The sequence below is a fragment of the Catellatospora vulcania genome (assembly GCF_009720385.1).
Classification (GTDB): domain Bacteria; phylum Actinomycetota; class Actinomycetes; order Mycobacteriales; family Micromonosporaceae; genus Catellatospora; species Catellatospora vulcania.
On sequence record NZ_WARX01000007.1, the window covers coordinates 184,112 to 207,239 of the forward strand.

Consider the following 23,128-nt stretch of genomic DNA (forward strand, 5'->3'; position numbering starts at 1 on the left):
GTCAACAACGCCAAAAGCGCCCACAGCCGAGAAGTCCCGAACTCGTCAGCGCTGGTAGACGGCCTGACTGCCGTGGAAATTGGCGGTCATCCGGGCAACGCGCTCACACGTACTATGTGATCGCCGATGACTCGCCGGTGCTGGTCCACAACAACAACATGTGTGGAACGGCCAGCACGCAAGCGGTCAATCACGTCGATTGGGCGCGAGAAGGTGGTGGCCCATACGCTAACGCGGCTCGGCAGCGCGCATTCGAGTACGAATCGCGTACGCCGGGTGCCCGCACCGATCCAGTGACCGGGCAGAACCTTGTGCCGCGGCTGTCGATGCCATCCGCCGATGGCATCAATGTCACCGCCAAGTTCGATGGCCTCCTAAATGACGAGATTATCGATCGCAAGAACAACGTTCTACCATTCACTACGGATAGCATGATAGACGAAGCCAGGCGACAATCCGGAACCTCGGCTTACCATGGCCTCCAGGCAGTCTGGGAAGTGCCGGATGCGGCGGTTCTGGCCAAGGCGCAACGTTGGCTAAGCGACGCCAAGGTTACAAATATCAATGTCAGGGTGGCTCCATGAACTTCGACCCCGTAATTGTTGCCATGATCTCGGCCATTCAAATGCTGGACCATGCGACTGAAGAGGAAGCTGACCCGAGCTTCGTGGTCGAGGTCCAACAGATCATGGGCGACTATCTGGATGAATTGACCAGTGACGATGTGCGTGAGTTCCGAGAAATCCTGCTCCGCATCGCCGACGAGCGTTCCTCCGGGGACCCATTGATATCGCAGTACCTTCGAAGGCTTGCCGACGGGTATGCGCCGAGAGATTAGATAGGCAGCTTGGCGATGGCTGGTGGCGGCGTCCTGCAAGTCGAGCGGGTCGAACATCTATCAGATGCCGACACGGTGGTTATCGTGCGGTGTCTGAGCGGAGCCGCGAGGGTCGGGGATGTCGTTAGCGTCCTCGACCCCGAGGTTGAGGTCTTTGTGGGCGAGGGTGCCCCGCCTATTTTGGGGTTGTGGCGGTACGGGAGATCTGTTGATTTCATAGATCCGCCTCACGTTGCAAAAGCTAAGATAGACGGCAGGATTTCGGGTCTTGGTGGTGGTAGGCGCCTTATTGTCAAGGATCACGATTGACGGCGCTTTGCGGATCATCGCGATTGGTTATGACGTCTTTGGGCGGCGGCTGATATCCGAATGAATGGTAATTGGCGAGACGTAATTTAAGACGGACGTCAAGCATGAGCAACGTGGCCTTGAGGAAATAGTCGAGAATTGGTTCAATCCGATGCTCAGGGACAATCGAGCCATTGATATTAAGAAGAACAAAAAGCGCCCGATTTATATTGAAGCTGCCCGTGGCTTCTTTAGAAAATGGAGTTGATAATAGATATGGCCTATGGAATTGATCCACTCGAAAATGATGGCGCGTTGGACCTCTGTCATGAGCTACGTGAGGCTTCACGTGGAGGGGCGCGCCGTGTATTGGAGGAGGCTTTGGCTGTCGCTATTGAAGCAGGTGAGGACGAATACCTGGAGAAAGATTGCGGTGAGGCTGCCGTTGCTGCCGCGGCTATCATCAGCGCCCTCGGCCGCAATGAACTTGCTGTCCTTGAACGTCGCCGGTTGGAGAGTGTCGAGTTCGGCTTAGTGGATGACCTGGCTGCGCCGGCACTAGTGGCGCTTACCCGTGTGGGAGGGACGGAATCTGAGCTATTAGACCTGTGGGAGGCCGAGGGAAGGGAGCAAGAATTTCGGACCTGCCTCCAGGACATTTCCAACTCGCTTCGTTCCCTTCAGAGCTGATTGCCAGCTCGGCGGTTTTGTTCGCGGGTGGGCAATGAGCCAGGCGGGCGGCCTATTTGTTCAGTGCCACCCCAAAGGAGCTTAGTCGAGGAGAGAACTGCCGCTTCGTTCAACATTACGTAGATCCGTCTCGCATCGCCTTAAATACGAACTGCCGATGGGCTGTGGTTAAGATGATGTGCTCAGGCAGCGTTAGCTTTGTCTCAACCTTTGAAGGTCCTATGAATGGCTATCGCGATAGTCCGGTCAACTACTCCGCTGCGTGGCGACACTGCGACATAGTGCGCTGGGGTGCGTGGTCGTGCGCCTGGGTTGCTGTCACGGTTGCTGTCAGATAGCTAGGTAATATGCGAATTGATCAATGGATGGCTGTCGGCTGTGCCTGCGACTGTTCGGGGGAGGCTCTCGGCGAGTCGGCCGGTCGGTGGCACGGCGCGTAGCGTCGTGGCGTCGATCCCCGGAAGCCAGCGCGGTGGCTGACCGGTGAAGGGATCGTCGCGGCGCTGACCGCCTCGGCCGCGGAGGCGTCGCCGGGTCGATGTGGTGGTTGCGTGGGCGCGTTCGCGCGGGCCGGAACGGTATAGCGCGTGCGCGTGCGTCCGGCGTAACCGGGCGCTCTTGATGTTCTTTGTATAGACGTTTTGAGCCAGCCTACGATCTTGCGCGGTGCCGGACCTCAGTGCAGCTCTCGTCTACGTGGTTCGCGGCGTCAGCGCGTCAGTGGTCGGTAGGGATATGTGCGGGCCAGCCGAGGAAGCGTTCGTGCAGCGTGCCTGCGGCGGCGTGGCGAAGGTCCTGGCAGGCTTCGATGAAGTACCCGGACAGGTAGATCATGAGCGAGACCGGTGCTTGGTGGTAGTGCGCGATCAGCTGCCGTTGGCGGGTCGGGCACGGCCAAGCGGCTGCGCAGCCCGCGCAGATCCAGTCCGGCCGGATCGGCTGGTGCATCGACACGGGATGGCCTCCGTTCAGTTGTCACTGCGTCGTCGTGCGGCCTGCTGTTTGTGCTCGTGGCACAGGGCGGAGGTCGGCTGGCCGCAGTTGCCGCACCAGGTGATCGGCACCCCGTCGTGGCGTTGGCGGGTTCGGTGTGGTCGTGCCAGTAGCCCGGCGAGGACGCCGACGATGAGCCCGGCGATGGTGTCCAGGGCGTGCATGTGCTGCCTGCTTCCGGTGGGTGTGGGGTGCCGGGACGGGGTGGGGTGCGAGCCACGGGCCGTCCCGGCACCGGCTCCTACAGCGGCCCGCCGTCCCTGCCGACGCAGGGCTGCTCCAGCGGTGCGGGTGCCTGCGCGCCGAGGTGGGCGATGACGCGGGCGGCGGCCTGTTCGGCGTGTTCGAGCAGGGTCCGCAGCGGCGAGTAGGCCACCCTGCCGGCGAGTCTGCGGGCGGTGTCGGCCTGGTCGAGCCCAGCGACGAGCACGCGGGCGTGTTCAAGGGCGCGCAGCACCGTCTGCATCTCGTGGGCCAGGTCGGCGGGACTGCTCATGTGCGACTCCTCGTCGACCGGTGATCAACACACTGTGACATCAGATAGGTAATTACCTTTGCATCGTCCTGTTTGGTCCGTCAACCCTTGGCGCTAGATTGGTTAGGACGTTTCCGTGGGAAGGTGGGCCGACGTGCCGGGACAGCCGAAGTACCAGCGCATCGCCGAACAGCTACGCCGCCAGATCGACGACGGCGCGCTGCCACCCGGCGCGAAACTGCCCACCGAGGAGGAGCTCCAGGCCGCATACGGCGTGTCCCGTCCGACCGTGCGCGACGCCACCGACGTGCTCCAGGCCGCCGGGCTCGTCGAACGCCGCCCCGGCAGAGGCGGTGGTGTCTTCGTCCGCGAACGCGTGATGATCGACGCGTATGCGTGGCGTGACGACCAGCCCATGAGCACCACATCCGAGGCCGACCTGTTCTTCCGCACCGTCCGCGAGCAGGGCCACGAACCCAGCCAGGAGTTCTCCACCCGCGTCGAGCCGATGCCCGCCGACTACGCCACCCTGCTGCACGTCCAGCCCGGCAGCACCGCGGCGGTGCGCCGCTGCCTGCGGTTCGTCGACGGCGTGCCCCACTCGATCCAGGACTCCTGGTACCCGCAGTGGCTGTGCGAGAAGGTCCCGGAACTGTTCAGCCCGCACAACATTGCCCAAGGCACGACCAGGCTGCTGGCCGAGCGCGGCTACCACCAGGTCGCCGCGCTGACCACGACCAGCGCCCGCATGCCCACCCCGATCGAAGCTGCCCTGCTGCAGATCCCCGTCGCGGCTGGCACGCCGGTCCTGCACAACGTCCTGACCGGCTACACCGCCGAGAGGCCGCTGCGCATCTCCACCGCGACCTTCGCCGCCGACAAGGTTCGGCTCGTGTCCGCCCACGGCGACATCGACACCATCACCAGGCACCGCCGATGATTCTCCGACGGGCGCGGATGGCCGACATCGACACCATCCTCGACTGGCGCGCCCAACGCGCCGCCTGGCTGGCCACACGCGGGCAGACCCAGTGGCAGACCCCATGGCCGCGCTGGGCCGTGGCCGCCGCCGTCCAAGCTGGGCAGACCTGGCTGGCCCACGACGGCCACACCCCGGCAGCGTCGATAACCCTGACCGCCTACACCGACCTCGACGGGCTCTGGAAATCCGATCGCGCTCCGGACGCCGACTCGCTCTGGCACTCGGTCGACGATCCCGCTGACGCCCTCTACGCCTCGAAGATGATGGTCTCGCTCGACCACGCCGGCACCGGTCTGGGCTCCGAACTGCTCGACTGGGCCGCAGGACGGGCCTACGACGCCGGAGTCCTCTGGCTGCGTCTGGACGCCTGGACCACCAACACCCGACTGCACGCCTACTACGCCGCCCTCGGATTCGAGCACGTCCGTACCGTCACCACCCGCGCCTCCGGCGCCTGCTTCCAACGCCCCGCCCAGCCATATCAAGGAACCCGGCTCAAAGAAGATCAATAATGGTCGGCGTCGGGATCTTTCGGCCGCTTGTATCGACAGGTCTCGCTGACGTGACGGCCGACACACCTGTTGTTCCCCCACGTTGCGGTCAGGGTTGCTGTCAGCATCGCAATACATCGATCTGAAAGATCGCTAGCCGCGCGGATGTCGCAGCTCAGTACGACTCATCGTCGTGACGGATCGCCTCGAAAACTGTCCTGACTCCACACGTACTATGTAATCGTCGGCGACCGGCCGGTTCTGGTCCACAACGTTGACTGTGAAAACCTCGGCCCTCATGCGTTCGGACCTAATGAACGAAACAACGTCGGATACAGGTACCAGGAACTCGTGACCGGCGTCGACCACGAGCAGTGGTATCGCCACGATGGAACGCTAGTCAAGCCGGATGGTGGGCCTGACCCCCACGGATACTTGGTCGAAGCAAAATGGACCGGCGATGAGACGTCCGGACGTGGCGGGTGGGACGGTTCTTTCTACAATCCCACGAACCGATTCAATGAACGTACGGCGGTGGGGCAGGCTCGAAGACTCCTCGAGCTGAATAGGGCTTTGGGCGGCAAAGGCGTCAGGTATGCTGTTTCCAATGTTCAGGGCGCGGCCTTCTTCAAGGCTGTCTTAAGGGAATGGTTTCCGGACGAGGTGGCGAGCGGGGAGATTAGTGTGTTTCACGTTCCGCCTATTGGAATGCGGTCACGATGACGTCGATTGAAGTGTTGTCCGAGGCAATCTGGGCAATTGCCTCTGCCGAACAAGATCTGGACGCAGAGGCTGTGGCTAGCCTATTTCGGGGTCAAGGCTGGCAGATTGCCGGGTCATCGTCACTTCCGTTTCCGCGGAAGTGGTGCAAGGATGAAATACAAGCATCCATCTACGGGCGTAGGGATCCGTCAATAGAGCTTGTGTGGAAAGAGATCCAGCCTGATTGGGATGATGCGAGTTATGTAGAGGCGGTAGAGGGCGGCTACGCGCGCCAAGTCGGAGAGGTCGAAGACGTTAGAAATTCCTTGTTCGAGTACCTGCTCGGGCAAGCGGTTCCAGTGCTTGTCAGTGATGTCTCAGAGATTGAGGAATTCATAGTTGGGTCAGACTGGGCGATATCTGGTGCCATCCTGTCTATTGGAGTTGCTCATCTCGATAAAGACGATCTGCCGATCCTGCTAATGATTTACGTTAGGCAGAATCGGCGGTGATTTCGGATCGTTGCGCCGGATAGGCGACCCCAAGCCGGGGCCGCGTTCGCGGCAGCTAAAAGGCATAACGTGCGCACCTGCCTGATCAATGGACGCGTATGTCAGATGGTGTGTTGTGCCACAACGTGTCATCGATTTAATGTCGCTACCCGAAGTGTATTGACGCGATTGCATAGTGCGCGCCCGTGCGCTAGTAGAATATGGAGCAGGTTCCATGATCGCATGCGCCCTCGTGGCGCAAATCTGACGCAAGGGCCGCCGTGAGACCGTTCGATCGCGGCGCTCGCTGGTCACATTCTCAGCGGCTCGAGGCGTATGTTCAGGTGGGCATAAGGCAGCGAGCGCTGATACAGCCAGCGCGGGCTCAGGGACGAGTAGATTGCGCCGCTCGCCCGGCCACACGATGATAGTTTGACTCGACTGGCACCTCTGCAGCCTCGAGTGTGCATTCGCCGACCCGCCTGTCATGTCGAACGATCAATCAGCGTGCCGTGTCGGGCGGTCAGCGGGCTAGGGCGGTTGTCACCTCGGTGCGGGAGGCGACGCCGAGTTTGCGCAGGATGCTGGACACGTGCACGGCCGCGGTCTTCGGCGAGATGTAGAGCCGGCGGGCCAGTTCGGCGTTGGTGAGGCCGTCGGCGACCAGCAGGGCGACCTCGCGCTCGCGGGTCGTCAGCGCGGCCACGCCGGTGACCGTCTGCCGACCGTCGGCGGGAGCGAGACCGAGTTGCGCACGCAGCTGCCCGAGCTGCTCCACCCGCCAGCCCGTCCAGCGGCGTAGCAGCTCACCGGCGCGCTCGATACAGCCGGCCGCCTCGGCGTCGCGGCCCAGTGCGAGCAGGCAGCGGGCCGCGCCGAGGTGGGCGGTGCCGCGTACGTTCAGGGCCAGCATCGGCGACTCGGCGACCGAGCGGTAGCCGTCCAGGGCCGCCGAGTCCTGCCCGCACACCTCCGCGAGCTGTGCCTCGACCAGCGCCCGCCAGTGGTCCCAGACCTGCCCGTCGAGCAGTTCGTCGGCGAGCTGCCGCAGCCGGGGCAGCGGCAGCCCGGCATGCAGCGCGGCTGACAGCAGGTCATGCGCCTGCTCACCGCTGCGCCACGCCTGCCGGTGCAGGTCGTCGAGGACCCGGTCGAGCAGCGTGTCGGCGGCGTCGAGGTCGCCGCGGCGGCAGGCCAGGTGGAATCCGAGGCCGTCGAGCACCATCGGGTCGACCTTCTCGATGCCCGCCAGGTCGGTGATCAGCCGCTGTACCCGGTCGAGGGTGCCCGACTCGAGGCACAGCCCGGCGAGGAACACCGCGTGGTAGTCGGCACGGCGGCCGGAGTGGAGGTAGCCGCGGTCGCGGGCGCGGCCCTCGTCGAGCGCGCCGATCGCGGCCTGCAGGTCGCCTTCGCGCATCGCGAGGCGGGCCAGGCCCTGGAAGTACGCGGCGACGGCGAGCGCCTCGAAACCGGCCCGCTCGGCGTCGCCGCGCATGCGTTCCAGCAGTTCGGCCTGCTCGGTCAGCGACGACGTCTGCGGCATCATCACCAGCCGGTTGAGCGCCCGCGCCGCGAGCACCCATTCGCCGAGCTTCTCGGCCTCGTCGACGAGCCCGGCGAGCACGGCCCGGCCCTCGGCGGACCGGTCGGGGTGTCCGGAGAGCACGATGCCCTTTTCGACCAGGGCGGCGAGCCGGATCTGCGGCAGCTCGAACTCGGCGGCCAGCGCGAGGGCGCGGTCGGCCCATTCCAGGGCCTCGTCGTCGTGGTCGCGCAGCATCGCCGACTGCGCCACGGCGGTCATCGCGCGGGCCTTGTCGGCTCCGGGCGGCAGCTGGGCGATGAGCCGTTCGATGTCGGCGGTGACCCGTTCCAGCCAGGGTTCGTCGTCGGTCTCCCAGGCGAGGCGGATCAGCAGGTACAGGGCGTCGGCGCGGTCGGCGGGACCGTCGGCCAGGTCGCGCCACCGCTGGGCGTACCCGGCGGCGTCGTCGAGCAGCCCGGCCAGCCACGCCGCGCGGGCCGCCGCCGACAGCAGGGTCAGGTCCTCGGGGTCCTCGGCCATGCCCATCTCGGCGAGCTGCAGTGCCTGGTACGCCGACCCGATGGCCAGGTACAGCACCGCGCCGCGGCGGGCCGCGGAGACCATGTCGGCGTACCGGCCGGCGGCCTGGGCGTGGTGGGCGATCAGGGCCGGGTCGGCGTCGCCGCCGTCGAGCAGCGCCTCCAGGGCGCTCTCGTGCAGGCGGCGGCGCTGGCGGCCGAGCATCTGCCCGGTGATGGCCTCGCGCACCAGCGCGTGCCGGAAGCTGAACTCGTCCTCGCCGGCCTCCACCAGCACCCCGCGCACCACCAGGTCGCGCAGGATGCCGATCAGCTCGTCCTCACCCGCCCCGGTGACCGTGGCCAGCAGGTCGAACGGCGCCCGTCGGCCGAGGACCGCGGCGGCCTCGACCACGCGCTGGGCGTCGGCGTCGAGGCTGGCCACCTGGCGGCGCAGCACCTCGGCGAGGCTCCACGGCAGCGGCTGCTCGACCAGGGAGTCCAGGTCGTCGGGCTGGCAGGAGCCCAGCAGCTCCTCCAGGAAGAACGGATTGCCGCCGGTGCGGTGGTACAGCGCGGCGGCGGTGCGGTACGACACGGGCTTGCCGGTGACCGTGGCCAGCAGCGCCGCGGTCTCCGCCTCGGTCAGCCGCTCCAGCCGCAGGTGCGCCACGGCGTGCCGGCGCTCCATCCGCTCCAGCAGCGAGGCGAGCGGGTGCCGGCTGCTGACCTCGTCCGGCCGGTACGTGCCGATGAGCAGGCGCGGGCCGTCGGTGTCGGCGAGGCGCTCGAACAGCGCGGCGCTCTCCGAGTCGGCCCAGTGCAGGTCCTCGAACACGATCACCGAAGGGTCGTCGCCGACCAGGTCGGCCACCAGGGCCAGCCCGGTGTGCAGGCGCTCGACGGGGCTGCGGCGCGGGTCGGTCAGCGCGGCCAGCTGGTCGGCGTCGACCCGCGCGCCGTCGGTGCCGTCGATCGCGTCCAGCAGCAGCTCGTACGGCCGGGCCAGGGAGTCGGGCTCGGCCTGGCCGACCAGCACCACGGCCTGCTCGGGCAGGGTCGGCAGCAGCTCCCGGACCAGGCGCGTCTTGCCGATGCCGGGCTCCCCGCCGACGAAGACCACGGCCGGGCGGCGTGACGCCACCAGCTGCGTCAACTGCCGCAGCTCGCGGTCACGCCCGACCATCGTCGAGCTCGCCCCACCTCGCTGACTTCCCACGCGCGACAGACTACCGGCGCAGACGGACAGGCCCGGGGCCCTTTTCGGGCTCCCGGGCCTGTGTGCTCGCTCTCATCGGTGTACGCGGTCGCGCGCCTTGCCGCCGAGCCGGCGGTGCCGCAGTACGCGTGCCGCGATCCGCTCGCGGGCGGCCTCGTCGATGAGTTCCTTGTGGTGCAACTTGGCGAGATCGAAGTAAAGCTCCGGCGATCCGAACATCGCAGACTCCTCAGCCTGTGCGGTTGTCTTGCTGACAACATCCATGTTCGTCTCGCGCAGCCCGTCCTCCATCCGCAGCGGCGGCGTATCTTCGCCGGTCGCGACCCTCCTAGGCGGGTACCCGGGCAGGCCTAGGCATACCTAGGCAAGCGTGCCCGACCGACGCGAGCCACATCGTCGCCGTCACGCCGCTGAATACCTGCACGTCGCGTGGGGAGGGACCGCAGTGTCGCTTTCGGACCGGCTTGAACGGGCCGATCTGCGGAGGGGTGACCTGGGTCACCTGTGCCCTTCCCGCTACTTGCAGGCACGGTTAGCCTTACCTAAGTTTAGGCAGCCCTTCCTCAGTGAGAACGGAACTCCTCATGCGCATCTGGCGCCCGATCGTCGCCGCAGCGGCACTGAGCCTGACGCTCGCCGCCTGCGCCTCGACCGATACTCCTGCCACGACCTCCACGTCGGCCGGCCCGTGGCAGTTCACCAACGGCAACGGCGAGCTCGTCAAGGCGGACAAGACCCCGACCCGGATCATCGCGCACGCCGGCGAGGCCGCCGCGCTGATGTCCTTCGGCATCAAGCCCGTCGGCGTCTACGCCGACGAGTCGGTCAAGACCGACCCCAACCTCAAGGGCCTGGACCTCACCGGCATCGAGATCCTCGGCGAGGAGTGGGGCAAGATCGACGTCGAGAAGGCCGCCTCGCTGCGCCCCGACCTGATCGTCGCCGACTGGTGGCCCGCCGAGAAGGCCCACAGCGGCCTCGAAGAGGGCGTCGACGAGAAGAGCAAGAAGCTCAAGGAGCTGGCCCCGGTCGTCGGCGTCTCGCAGGGCAAGTCGATCGTCGACCTGGCCGAGGGCTACGAGGACCTCGCCCAGAGCCTCGGCGCCAAGGTGGACGCCCCGGACATCGCCGCCGCGAAGAAGAAGTTCGAGGACGCCGTCGCCGCGTTCAAGGCGGCCGTCGCGACCAAGCCGAACCTGACCGCGCTGGCCATGTCCCCGGCCGACGACAAGGTCTACGTCGCCAACCCGGAGTACGCGCCGGAGCTGCTGGACTTCCAGAAGTGGGGCCTGAAGGTCGTCAACCCCGCCAAGCCCGACCCCGGCTTCCCGTACTGGGAGAACCTGAGCTGGGAGAACGCCGACAAGTACCAGCCCGACCTGATCCTGTGGGACGGCCGCTCCTACACCGACAAGGCCAACGCCGAGTGGGGCAAGAAGCAGCCGACCTGGTTCGCGATCAAGGCCGCGAAGGCGAACGCGGTCGTCTCCTGGCCCGCGTACTGGCTGCACACCTTCGGCCACTTCGCCACCGAGCTGGACAAGCTCACCGTGGCGATCAAGGCCGCGGACGAGAACGTCGGCAGCTGACCCTCCGCACATGAGCACCTCAACAGTGCGCGCACGGCGAGCTCTGGCCCTCGGGCCCGGGCTCGCCGTGCTCTGCGCGATCCTCGCCCTCGTCGCCTTCCTCAGCATCACCCTCGGCTCCCGCGACATCGGCCTGTCCGACGTCCTGCGCGCCCTGTTCGGCCTCGACGGCGACAACTCCATCGAGCACACCGTCACCGTCGACATGCGCGTGCCCCGCACCCTGCTCGGCATCGGAGTCGGCGCGGCCCTCGGCGTCGCCGGCACCGTCCTGCAGGGCGTCACCCGCAACCCGCTCGCCGACACCGGCATCATGGGCGTCAACTCCGGAGCCGCGGCCTTCGTGGTGCTCGCCATCACCGTGCTCGGCGTACGCGGCGTCGGCGTCTACATCTGGTTCGCGTTCGCCGGCGCCATCATCGCGACCCTGCTCGTCTACGCGATCGCGTCGCTGGGCAGGGAAGGCGCGACCCCGGTCAAGCTCGCCCTGGCCGGAGCGGCCGTCACCGCGGGCATGGGCTCGCTGACCACCGGCATCGAGATGACCAATGTGGACGCCCTCAACGAACTCAGGTTCTGGCAGGTCGGCTCGCTCGCCGGGCGGTACGCCCCGATCCTGTCCGGGGTCGCGCCGTTCCTGATCATCGGCCTCATCGCCTCGCTGGCCTGCGGCCGGGCGCTCAACGGCCTGGCCCTCGGCGAGGACACCGCCCGCGGCCTCGGCCAGCGCGTCGGCCTGACCCGCGCCGCCGCGTTCACCATCGTCGCGGTGCTGGCCGGTGCGGCGACCGCCGCCTGCGGCCCCATCGTGTTCGTCGGACTCATCGTGCCGCACCTGGCCCGGTTCATCTGCGGACCCGACTACCGCTGGATCATGCCGTACTCGATGCTGCTGTCGCCGATCGTGCTGCTGCTCGCCGACATCGTCGGCCGGGTCGTCGCCCGCCCCGGCGAACTCCAGGTCGGCGTCGTGCTCGGGGTCCTGGGCGCGCCCGTGTTCATCGGCATCGTCCGCTACGGCAGGTTGTCGGAGGCCTGAGAATGACAGCAACCGCGACCCGCACCAGCGCCGCCACCGCGGCCACCCTGCGCGCCACCCGCCGCCACCGGGCCGTGCGCGCGTTCACCGCGACGACCGGCCTCACCGCCGCCGTCGCCGCCCTGTTCGTGCTGACGATGATGGTCGGCAGCTTCCGGCTCACCGCCGGCGAGGTCGTCACGTCCGTGCTGCACCTGGCCGACAACCCCAGCGTCGACTTCGTCGTACGCGGCCTGCGGCTGCCGACCGCCCTGTCGGCACTGACCGTCGGCCTGGCCCTCGGCGCGTCCGGCACCGTGTTCCAGCAGCTGCTGCGCAACCCGTTGGCGTCACCGGACTTCGTCGGCATCACCTCCGGCGCGAGCCTGGCGGCGGTCAGCGGCATCGTCCTGTTCCAGGTGGGCGGGCTTACCGTCTGCGCGCTGGCGCTCGGCGGCGCGATCGCCGCAGCCGTGGTCATGTACCTGCTGGCGTGGCGGGACGGCGTCAGCGGCTACCGGTTCATCCTCATCGGCATCGGCGTCGCCGTGTTCTTCGAGGGCCTCACCGGCTACATGCTGATCAAGGCGGAGCTGTTCGAGGCACGCCAGGCCATGCACTGGCTCACCGGCTCGGTCGGCCAGGCCAGCGACGACGAGCTGAAACTGCTCGGCGGCGCGCTCGTCGTACTGCTGCCGCTGGCCGTGCTCCTGTCGCGCAAGCTGCGCGTGCTGGAACTCGGCGACGACACCGCCCGCGCCCTCGGCTCCCGCGTCGAGATCACCCGCGCCGCGCTGCTGGCCACCGCGGTGCTGCTCGTCGCGCTGGCGGTCTCGGTCGCCGGCCCGATCGTCTTTGTCGCGCTGGTCGCCGGGCCGATCGCCAACCGCCTGCTCGGCCCCGCCACCGGCGGCATCGCCGCGGCCGCGCTCGTCGGCGCGATGCTGCTGCTCACCGCCGACCTCGTCGCCGTCCACCTGCTGCCCACGCCGCTGCCGACCGGTGTGGTCACCGGCGCGGTCGGCGCACCGTACCTGCTGTGGCTGCTGGCCACGACCAACCGGAGAGGAGCAGGCGGTTGAGCCGACTGCGCGCCGAAGGCCTCACCCTCGGCTACGACGCCGAGCCCATCGTCCGCGACCTGGATGTGACCGTGCTCGACGGCAAGGTGACCGCGATCGTCGGCGCGAACGCCTGCGGCAAGTCCACGCTGCTGCGCGGCCTGGCCCGGCTGCTGCGCCCGCGCGCGGGCAACGTCCTGCTCGACGGCAAGGCCATGGCCGGCCTGAGCACCCTCGACGTCGCCAAGGTGCTCGGGCTGCTGCCGCAGAGCCCGCTGGCCCCCGACGGCATCACCGTCGCCGACCTGGTATCGCGCGGCCGGTACCCGCACCAGGGCTGGTTCCGCACCTGGAACGACCGCGACCACGACGCGGTCGCCCGCGCGCTGGACGCCACCGGCACCGCCGACCTCGTCAACAGGCCGCTGCGGCAGCTGTCCGGCGGCCAGCGCCAGCGGGTCTGGATCGCGATGGCCCTGGCCCAGGACACCGACCTGCTGCTGCTCGACGAGCCGACCACCTTCCTGGACATCAACCACCAGGTGGAGCTGCTGCGCCTGCTGCGCACCCTGAACGCGCAGGCCGGCAAGACGATCGTCGCCGTGCTGCACGACATCAACCTCGCCAGCCGGTACTGCGACCACATCATCGCGATGGCCGACGGCGCGATCGTGGCCGAAGGAGCGCCGCGCGACGTCATCACCGCCGAGCTGATCGCGAAGGTTTTCGGTCTGGCCTGCGTGATCGTGCCCGACCCCGTCGCAGGAACACCGATCATCGTGCCTGCCGACTAGCCCGGCACGGCGGCGCATCGGCCGCCCCGCGCTACGTGCCGCAGTCCTTCGTGAGCACCCGGTCCGGCGTGCGCAGGGTGCGGCCGTCGGCCGTGGCCAGCTCCACCGACCAGGTGAACGGACCCGTGGACGCCGCCGTCACCGCGAACTGGGCGGACAGGCGGTCGGCGGACACGGTCATCGCCTGGCGCCGCTCGAAACCGCGCAGTTCCCGGTGCAGCCACGCGCCGGCCAGCGGGGTGTCGGTGTAGACGCGGAACACCGAACGCAACCCACCGGCGGCGGTGCAGGTCACGTCCGTGACGCTGGTCCGGGCGAACGGCGGTGCCGCCGGTGACGGGCTGCGCGGCGGCGGGCTGCGCCGCGGCGACGGCCGAGCTGAGGGGGGCGGCGCAGGCGGCGACGGTGACGGCGAGGCGGGCTCGCCGGTCGGGTCGGCAGAGCCGGACGGCCCAGCCAGGCCCGGCTCGATCGTGCCTTTCGCCAGTGGGGCGTCGCTGGGGACGAACTGGGCGACCGGCAGCCCGGCGGCACCGATCCCCGCGCTCACGCCGCACGTGGCGAGCAGCAGGACCGTGGCGACCGCGAGCACCGGGCGGCGCCGCACGAGCGAGCGCGTTCCGGGCTCGGGGAACCCGGTCTCACGGTTCCAACGCAGCCCATTGCCGGACTGGACCGCGAGATGGTGCTCGTCCGGGAGCGCGGTCGTGGTCGAGGGCCGGGCGCGGTCCGGGGCGAGCGGGAACGCCAGGGCGGCGAGCAGGGTGAGCAGCGCGCGCGGGTCCATCTGGCGGTCCCGTACGGCGGCGCACAGCGGGCACTGCTCGATGTGCCGGTGCAGGCGTTTGCGCAGCAGCGGGGTGAGTGTGCCGTCCCAGCCGGCGAGCAGGTCGGCGCGTTCCTGGCACGCCGACGGGGTGCGGGCGACCAGCAGCGCGCCGAGGGCGTCGGCGAGGCCCGCGCGGGCCCGGGACAGCCGGGCGTTGGCGTGTTTGACCGACACGCCAAGCGCGGCCGCGATCTCGCCGCTGGACAGGCTGTGCCGGATCGCCAGCTCGATGACCTCGCGGTCGGCGGCGGACAGCGCGCCGCCTGCGGCGCGGACGAGCCGCCCGACGTCGGCGGTGTGCAGGCGCGCGGTGGGGTCGACGGTTGCCTCGCTGAGCTGGTCGAACTCGTCCACGGGGGCGACCCGGGCGCGGTGGCGCAGCTGGCGCAGGGCGACGTTGCGGGTGATGGCGTACAGCCACGGGCGCAGCGCCGCCGGGTCGCGCAGCCCGGCTGCGTTCCGGCCCGCGAGCAGGAAGGCGTCGTGCACGGCGTCGGCTGCGCTGTCGCGGTCGCCGACGATGGTGGCCGCGTACGCGACCAGCCGGTCGGCGTAGCGCCGGTACGCCGTGTCGAGTGCCGCCGGGTCGCCGTTGGCCAGCGCGCCGGCCAGTGCCGAGTCGTCCACATACACCACCGTAGATAGATTCGCCGGGATGGGGCAGGCCGGAGGCGGTTTGCCGACAGCCGACGGTGACGGCGGACCACACCTGCGGCCCGCCGTCACCGCGGGGTCAGTTCGCGCAGATGGCGTAGACCCGGGTCGACCAGTTGGCGGCGTACCCGTCGGCGTCCTCCAGGGCGATCGCCACGGTCTGATCCAGGGCCGCGGACGGGTAGAGCCCGCCGTACAGCGCCTGGCCCGCGGGTGAGCTCATGGTCGCGCCGAGGCCGTGCGTGAACTTGCCCGCCGGGCAGCTCGCCCCGACCACGTCGTCATTGGAGTCGGGCCCGATGAGCGCGGAGACCAGCTGCAGGCCGGGCAGCGGATTGGCGCACACGCCGTGGCTGTACAGGCTCCAGTTGCCGGCGAAACCGCCCTGGGCCTCGTACGCGGTGGAGGTGGTGGCGGTCAGGGCCGCCGACGGGACCAGGCTGTTGATGACGACCCGGCCGTCCCCGTTGATCACCCGTGCGCCGGTGCTGATCAGCTGCTTGCCGGCCGGGCAGGTCGCCGTGGCCGCCTTGCTGGCAGAGGAGTCCGAGCCGGTCACGAAGCTGACGTACTCCAGACCGGCGGGCGCCGTGCCGCAGATCGCGTACGCGTGCACCTGCCAGGCCGACGCGTACGCGCTGATCTCGGCGGCGGAGACGGCGAAGTCGTCGAAGCTGCCCAGCGCCTGCAGCCGGGTGAAGTGCACCTGGCGGTTGCCGCCCGAGATGAACCCGCCGCCGCCGAGCACCCGGGTGCCGGTGGGGCAGCTGGCCTGCGCCGACTTCTCCGCCGTCGAGTCGACCGCGGAGACCGCCGACACCAGCGACATGTTCGGCACGGCCGAGGCCGGGGCCCCGGCGAGCACCGAGGCGGCGGTCACCGCGAGCGCCGCCAGCGCGATACGGAGTTTCATGGTGTTTCTCCTTCCAAGGGGCGTCTGTCGGGGGTAGGAGCAGCGGGCGGCGGCAGGGACAACACTTCTGCGCCGGCGGATTTTTACGCACGAGCGGCTGCGGCCGGGGGACCGCCGGACCGGCGGAGGTAGGGTGGATCATGGTTTTGGACAGGTCCCGATGGCCGGCGGCGTCCGCTGCCGTGTTCGCGATCGCGGGCGCCGGCGCGGTGATGTACGCGCTCGGCGTGCTGCCGGAGCCGTGGACGCGCGGATACATCAGCGAGGGCGGTGTCGCCACCAGCCCGCGCGACGGGATCTACCGGGCGGGGATCCTCGCCCTGGCAGGTTCGCTGGCCCTGCTCGGGACGGCGTTGCGGCGGCTGGTGCCGTTCGTGTGCGTGATCCTGGTGACCGCGGGCGGCTTCGGCGCGGCGTCGGCGGCGGTGTCGTGCACGCCCGGGTGCCCGCTGCCGCCCTACGAGCCGTCGACGCCGTCGGACCTGGTGCACGCCGGTGCGAGCGTGCTCGCGGTGGGGCTGGCGGTGGTGGCGATGGGTGTGGTGGCGTTCATCGCGTTGCAGTCGTCGCTGCGTACCGCGGCACGGGCTTTCTTCGGGGTGACCGCGCCGCTGGCGGTGGTTCTGGTGTTCGGGTTGCTGGCGATCGGCCGGGGGCTGTTCACGAGCGTGCTGGAGCGGGTCGCCCTGGTGCCGGTGGTGTTGTGGGTCGTGGCCACCGGGGTGCTGGTGTGCCGCCTGCCCCGCCCGCACGGCATGGTCGCGTCGTCGCCGGAGCAGGTCGCGGCAGGTCCGAGGACGACCGCCGGGATCACCCGGGCCGGGCGCGACACCGTGGACCGGGCCACGGCCGGATAGCCGACAGATCCGGTCCGGCTACCCCCTCGCGGCAGATCACCGGTCTGCTGCACTATGTCGACCGTGGACATTCTTGGACCCGTGCTCGGATTCCTCGGCGGCGCCCTGGCCGTCGGGCTCGGCTTCCTGCAGTGGCGGCGCACCGAGCGCAACCGGCGCACCCGGGAGCTGAGCCAGCGCAGCGCAGGCGCGATCGAGGAGCTGCAGACCCGCCTGCGCCAGCTGCAGATCCTGTCCCGGGGCGGGGCGATCTCCGCGGACGCGCTCGGTGAGCAGACCCGGCACCTCAACATCTTCCTGATCGAGAAGCGCAGCGTGCTCGACGCGGAGATCGAGACCGCCGCCCGCGACTACCTCGCCGCCCTGGGCGACATCCACCGGGAGATCGCCGAAGCGGGCACCGCCACGCAGGAGGACTGGGCGAACACGCTGGCCCGCCCGCAGAGCGAGACCGAGGCGCTGCGCCACGCCGTCGAGCGGATGGAGGCGGCCGAGACCGCGCTGACCGGTCGGCTGCACCGCGCCTGGGAGAACACGCCCGCCGGCTGACCGGGTCAGCCGACGTGCACCGCCGCCGGCTCGGCGGCGGTCTCCTCGAACCGGGCCGTGCGCACCACCAGCAGGCCGATCGCCAGCGCGGACGTCATCCCGGCCAGGATCACCGTGGTCATCGCCATCGCGTCCGCGCCGAGCACCCCGACCATCGGCGCGGCCACCGCCCCGACCCCGAACTGGACCGCGCCCAGCAGGGCCGCGGCGGTCCCGGCCGCCTCGCCGTGGCGCGACATCGCCAGGGCGGGCGCGTTGGGCAGCGCGAGGCCGCTGGCCGCCAGCACCGCCCACAGGCCGCAGAGCAGGGCAGGCAGGCCGCCGAGGCCGGTCGCGGCGAGCGCGACGAGCACGGCGGCGGCGGCCGCGCCCGCGGCGAGCGCGCCGACCAGGATGCGCTGCGGGGTGTACCTGCGCAGCAGCCGCACGTTGAGCTGGGTCGCGCCGATGAGCCCGGCCGCGCCCGCGCCGAACGCGATCGCGAACTGCTGCTCGTCCAGGCCGTACTGCTCCTGCAGCACGAACGAGGACCCGGCGACGTACGCGAACAGGCCTGCCATGGCCAGGCCCGCCACGAGGACCAGCCCCACGAACGTCCGGTCGCGCAGCAGTGCGCCGTACATCCGCAGCGTGCCCGCCGCGCCGCCGGTGCGCCGCCGCTCGACAGGCAGCGTCTCGCGCAGGCCGAACAGCGCCACCAGGGTCAGCGCGATCCCGAACCCGGCCAGCACCACGAACACGCCGCGCCACTGGGTCCAGCGCAGCACCGCCCCGCCGAGCGTCGGCGCGAGCACCGGCGCGGCACCCATGACCAGCATCAGCCGCGAGAAGAGCTGGGCGAACGCGGTGCCGCTGAACAGGTCCCGCACCACGGCCATGGCCACCACCGACGACGCGGCGACGCCGAGGCCCTGCAGGACGCGCAGCGCGCCCAGCGTCTCGACGTTGGGCGCGATCACGCACAGGGCGGAGGCGAGCACGTGCACGAGCAGGCCGATGATCAGCGGCCGGCGGCGGCCGTAGGCGTCGGACAGCGGGCCGATCACGAGCTGGCCCAGGCCGAGGCCGGCCAGGGTGCCGGTGAGGGTGAGCTGCACCGCGGTCGAGGTTGTGCCGAGGTCGTCGGTGATCGCGGGCAGGGCCGGCAGGTACATGTCGATGGTCAGCGGGCCGATGGCGATGAGGGAGCCGAGGACGAGCACCAGCCGCAGCCGCTGGGCGCTGTTCATGAGGTCGCCGGGCGGCGCGGAAGCTGCGGCGGGAGTCGAGGTCACGCTGATGACAACTGGATACCGACGGGTAGATTCCCCCGGAATCGCGAGGTGTCTCAGGTCACAGGGAGTGACCGTGCGCCGCTGCCGTGCCGCGGGGGCGGTCACGGCGGCTCGTCGGGTCCGACAGTCAGTGAACAGCTGGCAACGGAGGCGTCTGGCAGTTCGAGGCGTGCGGCTGGAACGCTCACGCCGTGACGGCCGGGCCCGCCAGGAACCGGGACAGGGGACGGACCAGCTCGTCGTGGGCGACGGCCGGGGCGTCGTGGGCCGCGCCGGGGATGATGACCGCCTGTCCGCCGGGGATGGCTTCGGCCACGGCCCGGCAGTTCTCGGCGAAGTGCTCGGGACTGCGGGCCCCGGCGGCGAGCAGTACCTCGGCGGTGATCCCGGCATAGTCGCCGGGCGGCCCGTCATGGTCGCGGACGCGGCGCATCTCCGGGAGCGCGGCCGGCAGCAGCCCGGCCGTCGCACGCCTGCCCGGTCTGCGCAGCAGCAGGCGGTTGGCCAGCAGCGCCAGGCCGAAGGGGAGCCGGGCCGCGAGCCCGTCAGGGTGCGTCCCCCGGTCGAGCACGGTCAGCGCCCGGGCGGGGTCACCGGCGAGTACGGCCTGCTCCAGCGGGTCGAGGTGGTCCGACGCGGGCCGGCCGAGTACGGACAGGCTCGGGTCGTAGACCGCGATGCGGTGCAGGGGGAGGTGGTTCAAGCCGGCTCGCAGGGCGAGGAAGCCGCCGGTGCCGTGGCCGATGACGCTGCGGGCCCCGGTGTGCCGGAGCACCGCGGACAGGTCGGCGAGGTCGGTCGCGACGGTTTCGGAGCCGTCCGGCGCGGCTGCGTCCGGCATGCCGCGCCGGTGGTAGCGGTGCACCGTGTACCGGTGCTCCAGCGCCTCGGCCAGCGCGTGGTAGTGCTGCAGCGGGACTGCGGCGTCGTGCAGGATCACGACGTCAGGTCCGGTGCCGGTCGTGTGCACCGCGATCGGTGTCCCGTCGGCTGACGTGATCGTGTCGGCCGGCATCGGGCCCTCGTCCAGCGGCATACGTGATGGTAACGCCGCCCGCGGCGACCCGTGATCTGCCCGTACGCCGCCCAGCCGGCAGGCCGCGCGATGCGCGGCCTGCCGGCTGGGCGGGTCGTCACATGGGCGGCGGCGGGACCGGCGGGATGGGCGACGGCGCCGGCGGCGGCGGTGTCGGCGGGGCGGGAACCGGCTGAGGCGGCTCCGGCGCAGGCACGGGTGGCTGCATGGGATCGCTGGGATCGGTGATGGGCGACATCTCGGGCCTCCTGCTGTCTATGTCTGAGCCGTACCCCGGATGAGGCCGCGGCCAAACCGCGGCGATCGGGCCGGGCGTCCCGGACGTTCGGCGCTTCGCGGGCGGTACTGGACCTTGCGCGCGGGGTAAGCAGTCGGCAACAGGAGACAGGAAGAGGTGGGGGCGATGTCGCTGCTTCCGGAAGAGCTGGCCCGTCTGGAAGGGCTGGCCGAGCAGACCCGGGCCGGTGACCCGGTTTTCGTGGCGTGCCTGAGCACCGGGGTCGCCTGCCCGCCGGTCGAATACCGCAGGCGGACCGCGGCGCGGCTCGGCTTCGCGGCGGCCGCCGCGGCGGTGCTGCTGGCGATCTTCCTGCTGCTGGTGGGGTGGGTCGGTGGCGGGCTGGTCGCCCTGTTCGCCGCGGCGGGCGCGGGCACCGCGGCGCGGCGGTGCGCGCTGCAGCCGGGGGTCCCTGGGCCCCGTCATCGCGGCGCGCAGCCGGCCTGACGAGGTCCGGGCCGGGACGCGGTGTGCGTCCCAGCCCGGCGTGGGTCGTGCTGCTGCAGCTCAGCTCACGGCCTTCTTCAGCAGCGCGCCGATCTTCGCCTCGTCGTCGGCGGTCAGCTCGGTCAGCGCGTACACCGTCGGCCACATCGTGCCGTCGTCGAGCATCGCGACGTCGCTGAAGCCGAGCGTGGCGTACCGCGTCTTGAACTTCTGCGCGCACTGGAAGAAGCACAGCACCTTGCCGTCGAGGGCGTAGGCGGGCATGCCGTACCAGAGCTTCGCGGTCAGGTCCGGGGCGCTGGCCTTGACGATCGCGTGGATCCGCTCGGCCAGGCGCCGGTCCGGCGGGGACATCTCGGCGATCTTCTCGAGGACGGCCGCCTCCTCGTCCGCCTTGGCGCCGCGCGGGCTGCGGCGCGTGGCCGTCTTGAGCTCCTTGGCCCGCTCCTTCATCGCGGCGCGCTCGTCGTCGGTGAAGCCGTCGAACTTCTCGGCGGTCTTGGCTGCGGTGGGGGACTTCGTGGCCATGGTGTTTCTCCTCAGTCGCGTTGCCTGGCGGGTTGTTCGTGCCTTAAGCATGTCCCGCTAGGCCCCCGCCGGGCATCCGTGGCGACCACGGAACCGGCCACGGATCGCGGGCACGGACCGCCCGGAGCGGGAGCTTCTGCCGACGGCGACGTTGCGGCCGCCGGGCCGCGATGGTGTCATGCACATCCGAAGGCTGCGGAGTGCGCGCCACCCGGACGGAGAGCGACGTGACCGGCTTCGACACGGCGAACGAACTGCGGCGGCGGATGGGTGACCGCGCCGCGGTGTGGGAGTTCCTGCGCCTGTTCAGCGCCGCCTGGGGACTGCCGGGCGAACCGGCCGCCGGGTTCGGTGAGGCCGCCGAGCGGCTGGGACCTCAACTGCCGGAAGCGCTGCGGGAGGCGTACGCGTGCGGTGGCCTGCTCGATCCGCGAGGAGCGTACGCCGAGGACGGGGTCCTGGCGTTCCACTGGGCCGACCCGTTGATCGCCGAGACGGCCTGGGGCATCCCCCTCGCCGTCGCCGACCGGCCCGACCCTCCGGTGGTCATCGACACCGGGTCGGGCTGGCGGCCGTACCTGGACCGGCTTTCACTGGCCTGCGTCGACCTGGCGCTGAGCGCCGCGCTCGACCGGGAGGACACCCTCGACAACGCGTGCGAGCTGTCTCCGGACCAGGCGCCCGCGGTGGCGGCGCGCTTCGACCGGGTGCCGCTGCCTGAGCTGCCCATGTGGGTGGAGGTGGAGGAATCGCCCGTCCGCTGGTACTCGCGGCCGGGGCAGTTGCTGCGCACGCACGGTGACGACTGGATGTGGGTGTGGATACGCGCGCAGACGCCGGCCGATCTGGCGCGGATCCACGCGGCGGTGCCAGGGTCCTGCTGGAGCCGGTGATCCGGCGCGACCGTGCTAGCTTTCTGGCCATGCGCGGCACCGGAGGGCTGACCCAGCTCCCGGAACATGCCCGCAGGCGGGCCGCGAGCCAGCCGCATATCGCCCGATGCCGCCCGGGGCGGGTGATGGTGTCGTGAGATCAGGCGCGCCGGCCGGGCACGACGGCATCTTCCACGAGACCGCGTTCTACGGCTCCGACGACGAGTTCCTGGCGGTCGTGCTGCCGTTCCTGCTGGACGGGGTCGCGGCGGGGGAACCGACGGTGTCGCTGTTCGGCGAGCACAACCAGCGGCTGGTGCGCGCGGCGCTGGGGCCGGACAGCGGGGTCGTGCTCATCGACGGTGACGGTCACTACCTGCGCCCGGCGGTGGCGATCAAGCGGCACCGCGAGATGCTGGCCCGGTATGTGGCCGGCGGGGCGGCGCAGATCCGCATCGCCGGTGACGTGCCGCATCCCGGCGTCGGGGTGCCGTGGGAGTGGTGGGCGCGGTACGAGGCCGCCGTGAACGAGGTCTACGACGAGTTCCCGATGTACGGGCTGTGCCCGTACGACACCCGCACCGCACCGGCGGAGGTGCTCAACCACGCGCGGCGTACGCACACCCATGTGGTGTCCGCGGACGGGCGGCGCGAGCGCAGCGCCGTGTACCAGGATCCGCGGGAGTTCCTGGCCACCGCGGTGGCGAGCTGGGCGGATCCGATCGAGGCCCGGCCGGCGGCTGTCGAGCTGGTGGACGTGCCGCCGGGGCGGGCCCGTGCGGAGGTCGCGGCGCTGCAGGCGGTCGCCGCCCTGTCCGATGACGACCTGAACGGGTTGCTGGTGAGCACCAGCGAGATCGTCACCAACGGGCTGCTGCACGGCGCGGATCCGGTGCGGTTGCGGGTGTGGGCGGAGCCGGGCCGGATCGTCGTCACGGTCACCGACCAGGGGCCGGGTCCGGCCGACCCGGTCGCCGGTCTGATGCCCGGTGCCGGGCCGGGTGGTCTCGGCCTGTGGCTGGCTCACCAGCTGTGTGCGTACGTGTCGCTGCAGCGCGGGCCCGGCGGCTTCACCATCCGCCTGATCGCGGGGGAGTCCGCCGGCTGAGCGTGCTCAGCGGGAGCCGGGCGGCACGGGTCCGGTCGAGTCGCGGACGACCAGTTCGGCACCAGCTCGACGTGGAGCGCTTCGAGCCGGTGCCGGTCGAGCAGGCG

At 70.1% G+C, this 23,128-nt stretch carries 26 protein-coding genes; 15 read left to right on the top strand and 11 right to left on the bottom strand.

Annotated features, from left to right (window positions below):
- Nucleotides 1–116 precede the first annotated feature (116 nt).
- Both F6W97_RS28850 and F6W97_RS28855 read left to right on the top strand, forming a co-directional pair.
- The gene (locus F6W97_RS28850; protein WP_155373698.1) at nt 117–584 is read left to right on the top strand and encodes a hypothetical protein; all 468 of its coding nucleotides are present in this window, start codon (nt 117–119) and stop codon (nt 582–584) included.
- A complete protein-coding gene (locus tag F6W97_RS28855; protein WP_155373699.1) occupies nt 581–838 on the top strand; it encodes a hypothetical protein in 258 nt (85 codons plus the stop codon). The genes F6W97_RS28850 and F6W97_RS28855 overlap by 4 nt, the downstream gene beginning before the upstream one ends.
- Nucleotides 839–1,130: 292 nt before the next feature.
- Here F6W97_RS28855 and F6W97_RS40255 read toward each other — a convergent pair whose 3' ends face one another.
- Nucleotides 1,131–1,424: a hypothetical protein gene (locus F6W97_RS40255; protein ID WP_196279374.1), complete on the bottom strand. Its 294-nt coding sequence runs from the start codon at nt 1,422–1,424 to the stop codon at nt 1,131–1,133.
- Between F6W97_RS40255 and F6W97_RS41570 the strand changes: the two genes are divergently transcribed.
- Complete coding sequence (locus tag F6W97_RS41570) at nt 1,403–1,816, top strand: DUF4259 domain-containing protein (protein WP_196279375.1); 414 nt, start codon at nt 1,403–1,405, stop codon at nt 1,814–1,816. The two genes, F6W97_RS40255 and F6W97_RS41570, sit on opposite strands and share 22 nt — an antisense overlap.
- A gap of 717 nt (nt 1,817–2,533) precedes the next feature.
- Here the strand turns inward: F6W97_RS41570 and F6W97_RS28870 are convergent.
- The 3 genes from F6W97_RS28870 to F6W97_RS28880 form a co-directional block, all read right to left on the bottom strand.
- Nucleotides 2,534–2,764 carry a flavin reductase gene (locus F6W97_RS28870; RefSeq protein ID WP_155373940.1) on the bottom strand — a complete coding sequence of 77 codons (231 nt, stop codon included), beginning with the start codon at nt 2,762–2,764 and terminating at the stop codon, nt 2,534–2,536.
- 20 nt (nt 2,765–2,784) lie between these two features.
- Entirely contained in the window at nt 2,785–2,973 is a 189-nt protein-coding gene (locus F6W97_RS28875) for a hypothetical protein (protein ID WP_155373702.1), read from the bottom strand.
- 77 nt (nt 2,974–3,050) lie between these two features.
- The gene (locus F6W97_RS28880; RefSeq protein WP_155373703.1) at nt 3,051–3,305 is read right to left on the bottom strand and encodes a hypothetical protein; all 255 of its coding nucleotides are present in this window, start codon (nt 3,303–3,305) and stop codon (nt 3,051–3,053) included.
- Between the two features lie 133 nt (nt 3,306–3,438).
- On the opposite strand from F6W97_RS28880, the gene F6W97_RS28885 reads away from it, so the two are divergent.
- The 3 genes from F6W97_RS28885 to F6W97_RS28895 all read left to right on the top strand — a co-directional run bounded on the left by F6W97_RS28885 (nt 3,439) and on the right by F6W97_RS28895 (nt 5,971).
- Nucleotides 3,439–4,224 carry a GntR family transcriptional regulator gene (locus tag F6W97_RS28885; protein ID WP_155373704.1) on the top strand — a complete coding sequence of 262 codons (786 nt, stop codon included), beginning with the start codon at nt 3,439–3,441 and terminating at the stop codon, nt 4,222–4,224.
- Nucleotides 4,221–4,778 (top strand): GNAT family N-acetyltransferase, encoded by a 558-nt coding sequence (locus F6W97_RS28890; RefSeq protein WP_196279376.1) that lies wholly within the window; start codon nt 4,221–4,223, stop codon nt 4,776–4,778. Before F6W97_RS28885 ends, F6W97_RS28890 begins: the two co-directional genes overlap by 4 nt.
- A gap of 698 nt (nt 4,779–5,476) precedes the next feature.
- Nucleotides 5,477–5,971 carry a hypothetical protein gene (locus tag F6W97_RS28895; protein ID WP_155373705.1) on the top strand — a complete coding sequence of 165 codons (495 nt, stop codon included), beginning with the start codon at nt 5,477–5,479 and terminating at the stop codon, nt 5,969–5,971.
- A gap of 502 nt (nt 5,972–6,473) precedes the next feature.
- Here F6W97_RS28895 and F6W97_RS28900 read toward each other — a convergent pair.
- Together F6W97_RS28900 and F6W97_RS28905 are read right to left on the bottom strand one after the other, a co-directional pair.
- Nucleotides 6,474–9,215, bottom strand: coding sequence for an ATP-binding protein (locus F6W97_RS28900; RefSeq protein ID WP_230687064.1), 2,742 nt, complete (start codon nt 9,213–9,215; stop codon nt 6,474–6,476).
- A gap of 72 nt (nt 9,216–9,287) precedes the next feature.
- Entirely contained in the window at nt 9,288–9,506 is a 219-nt protein-coding gene (locus tag F6W97_RS28905) for a hypothetical protein (RefSeq protein WP_155373706.1), read from the bottom strand.
- Nucleotides 9,507–9,799: 293 nt separating this feature from the next.
- Between F6W97_RS28905 and F6W97_RS28910 the strand changes: the two genes are divergently transcribed.
- The 4 genes from F6W97_RS28910 to F6W97_RS28925 are packed head-to-tail and all read left to right on the top strand — an operon-like array spanning nt 9,800 to nt 13,677.
- Nucleotides 9,800–10,804 (top strand): ABC transporter substrate-binding protein, encoded by a 1,005-nt coding sequence (locus tag F6W97_RS28910; RefSeq protein ID WP_155373707.1) that lies wholly within the window; start codon nt 9,800–9,802, stop codon nt 10,802–10,804.
- 10 nt (nt 10,805–10,814) lie between these two features.
- Nucleotides 10,815–11,843, top strand: coding sequence for a FecCD family ABC transporter permease (locus F6W97_RS28915; protein ID WP_155373708.1), 1,029 nt, complete (start codon nt 10,815–10,817; stop codon nt 11,841–11,843).
- A gap of 2 nt (nt 11,844–11,845) precedes the next feature.
- On the top strand, nt 11,846–12,904 hold the full coding sequence (locus F6W97_RS28920) for a FecCD family ABC transporter permease (protein WP_155373709.1): 1,059 nt from the start codon (nt 11,846–11,848) through the stop codon (nt 12,902–12,904).
- Nucleotides 12,901–13,677 (top strand): ABC transporter ATP-binding protein, encoded by a 777-nt coding sequence (locus F6W97_RS28925; RefSeq protein ID WP_155373710.1) that lies wholly within the window; start codon nt 12,901–12,903, stop codon nt 13,675–13,677. The genes F6W97_RS28920 and F6W97_RS28925 overlap by 4 nt, the downstream gene beginning before the upstream one ends.
- Before the next feature lie 31 nt (nt 13,678–13,708).
- On the opposite strand, the gene F6W97_RS28930 is transcribed toward F6W97_RS28925, so the two are convergent.
- Together F6W97_RS28930 and F6W97_RS28935 are read right to left on the bottom strand one after the other, a co-directional pair.
- A complete protein-coding gene (locus tag F6W97_RS28930) occupies nt 13,709–15,133 on the bottom strand; it encodes a sigma-70 family RNA polymerase sigma factor (RefSeq protein WP_155373711.1) in 1,425 nt (474 codons plus the stop codon).
- Nucleotides 15,134–15,239: 106 nt separating this feature from the next.
- Nucleotides 15,240–16,073, bottom strand: coding sequence for a hypothetical protein (locus F6W97_RS28935; protein WP_155373712.1), 834 nt, complete (start codon nt 16,071–16,073; stop codon nt 15,240–15,242).
- A gap of 140 nt (nt 16,074–16,213) precedes the next feature.
- On the opposite strand from F6W97_RS28935, the gene F6W97_RS28940 reads away from it, so the two are divergent.
- Both F6W97_RS28940 and F6W97_RS28945 read left to right on the top strand, forming a co-directional pair.
- Nucleotides 16,214–16,930 (top strand): DUF998 domain-containing protein, encoded by a 717-nt coding sequence (locus F6W97_RS28940; RefSeq protein ID WP_155373713.1) that lies wholly within the window; start codon nt 16,214–16,216, stop codon nt 16,928–16,930.
- A 63-nt stretch (nt 16,931–16,993) separates the two neighbouring features.
- On the top strand, nt 16,994–17,479 hold the full coding sequence (locus F6W97_RS28945) for a hypothetical protein (protein WP_155373714.1): 486 nt from the start codon (nt 16,994–16,996) through the stop codon (nt 17,477–17,479).
- 5 nt (nt 17,480–17,484) lie between these two features.
- On the opposite strand, the gene F6W97_RS28950 is transcribed toward F6W97_RS28945, so the two are convergent.
- Nucleotides 17,485–18,708, bottom strand: a complete 1,224-nt coding sequence (locus F6W97_RS28950; protein WP_155373943.1) for a multidrug effflux MFS transporter — start codon at nt 18,706–18,708, stop codon at nt 17,485–17,487.
- A gap of 229 nt (nt 18,709–18,937) precedes the next feature.
- Nucleotides 18,938–19,789 carry an alpha/beta fold hydrolase gene (locus tag F6W97_RS28955; protein WP_155373715.1) on the bottom strand — a complete coding sequence of 284 codons (852 nt, stop codon included), beginning with the start codon at nt 19,787–19,789 and terminating at the stop codon, nt 18,938–18,940.
- A 403-nt stretch (nt 19,790–20,192) separates the two neighbouring features.
- Here F6W97_RS28955 and F6W97_RS28960 point away from each other — a divergent pair, with 403 nt between their 5' ends.
- Nucleotides 20,193–20,513 (top strand): DUF3040 domain-containing protein, encoded by a 321-nt coding sequence (locus F6W97_RS28960; protein ID WP_155373716.1) that lies wholly within the window; start codon nt 20,193–20,195, stop codon nt 20,511–20,513.
- Between the two features lie 60 nt (nt 20,514–20,573).
- On the opposite strand, the gene F6W97_RS28965 is transcribed toward F6W97_RS28960, so the two are convergent.
- A complete protein-coding gene (locus F6W97_RS28965) occupies nt 20,574–21,041 on the bottom strand; it encodes an iron chaperone (protein WP_155373717.1) in 468 nt (155 codons plus the stop codon).
- 227 nt (nt 21,042–21,268) lie between these two features.
- Here F6W97_RS28965 and F6W97_RS28970 point away from each other — a divergent pair, with 227 nt between their 5' ends.
- Together F6W97_RS28970 and F6W97_RS28975 are read left to right on the top strand one after the other, a co-directional pair.
- Complete coding sequence (locus F6W97_RS28970) at nt 21,269–21,934, top strand: SMI1/KNR4 family protein (RefSeq protein WP_155373718.1); 666 nt, start codon at nt 21,269–21,271, stop codon at nt 21,932–21,934.
- A 133-nt stretch (nt 21,935–22,067) separates the two neighbouring features.
- Nucleotides 22,068–23,021: an anti-sigma factor RsbA family regulatory protein gene (locus tag F6W97_RS28975; protein WP_155373719.1), complete on the top strand. Its 954-nt coding sequence runs from the start codon at nt 22,068–22,070 to the stop codon at nt 23,019–23,021.
- Nucleotides 23,022–23,128: the final 107 nt, after the last annotated feature.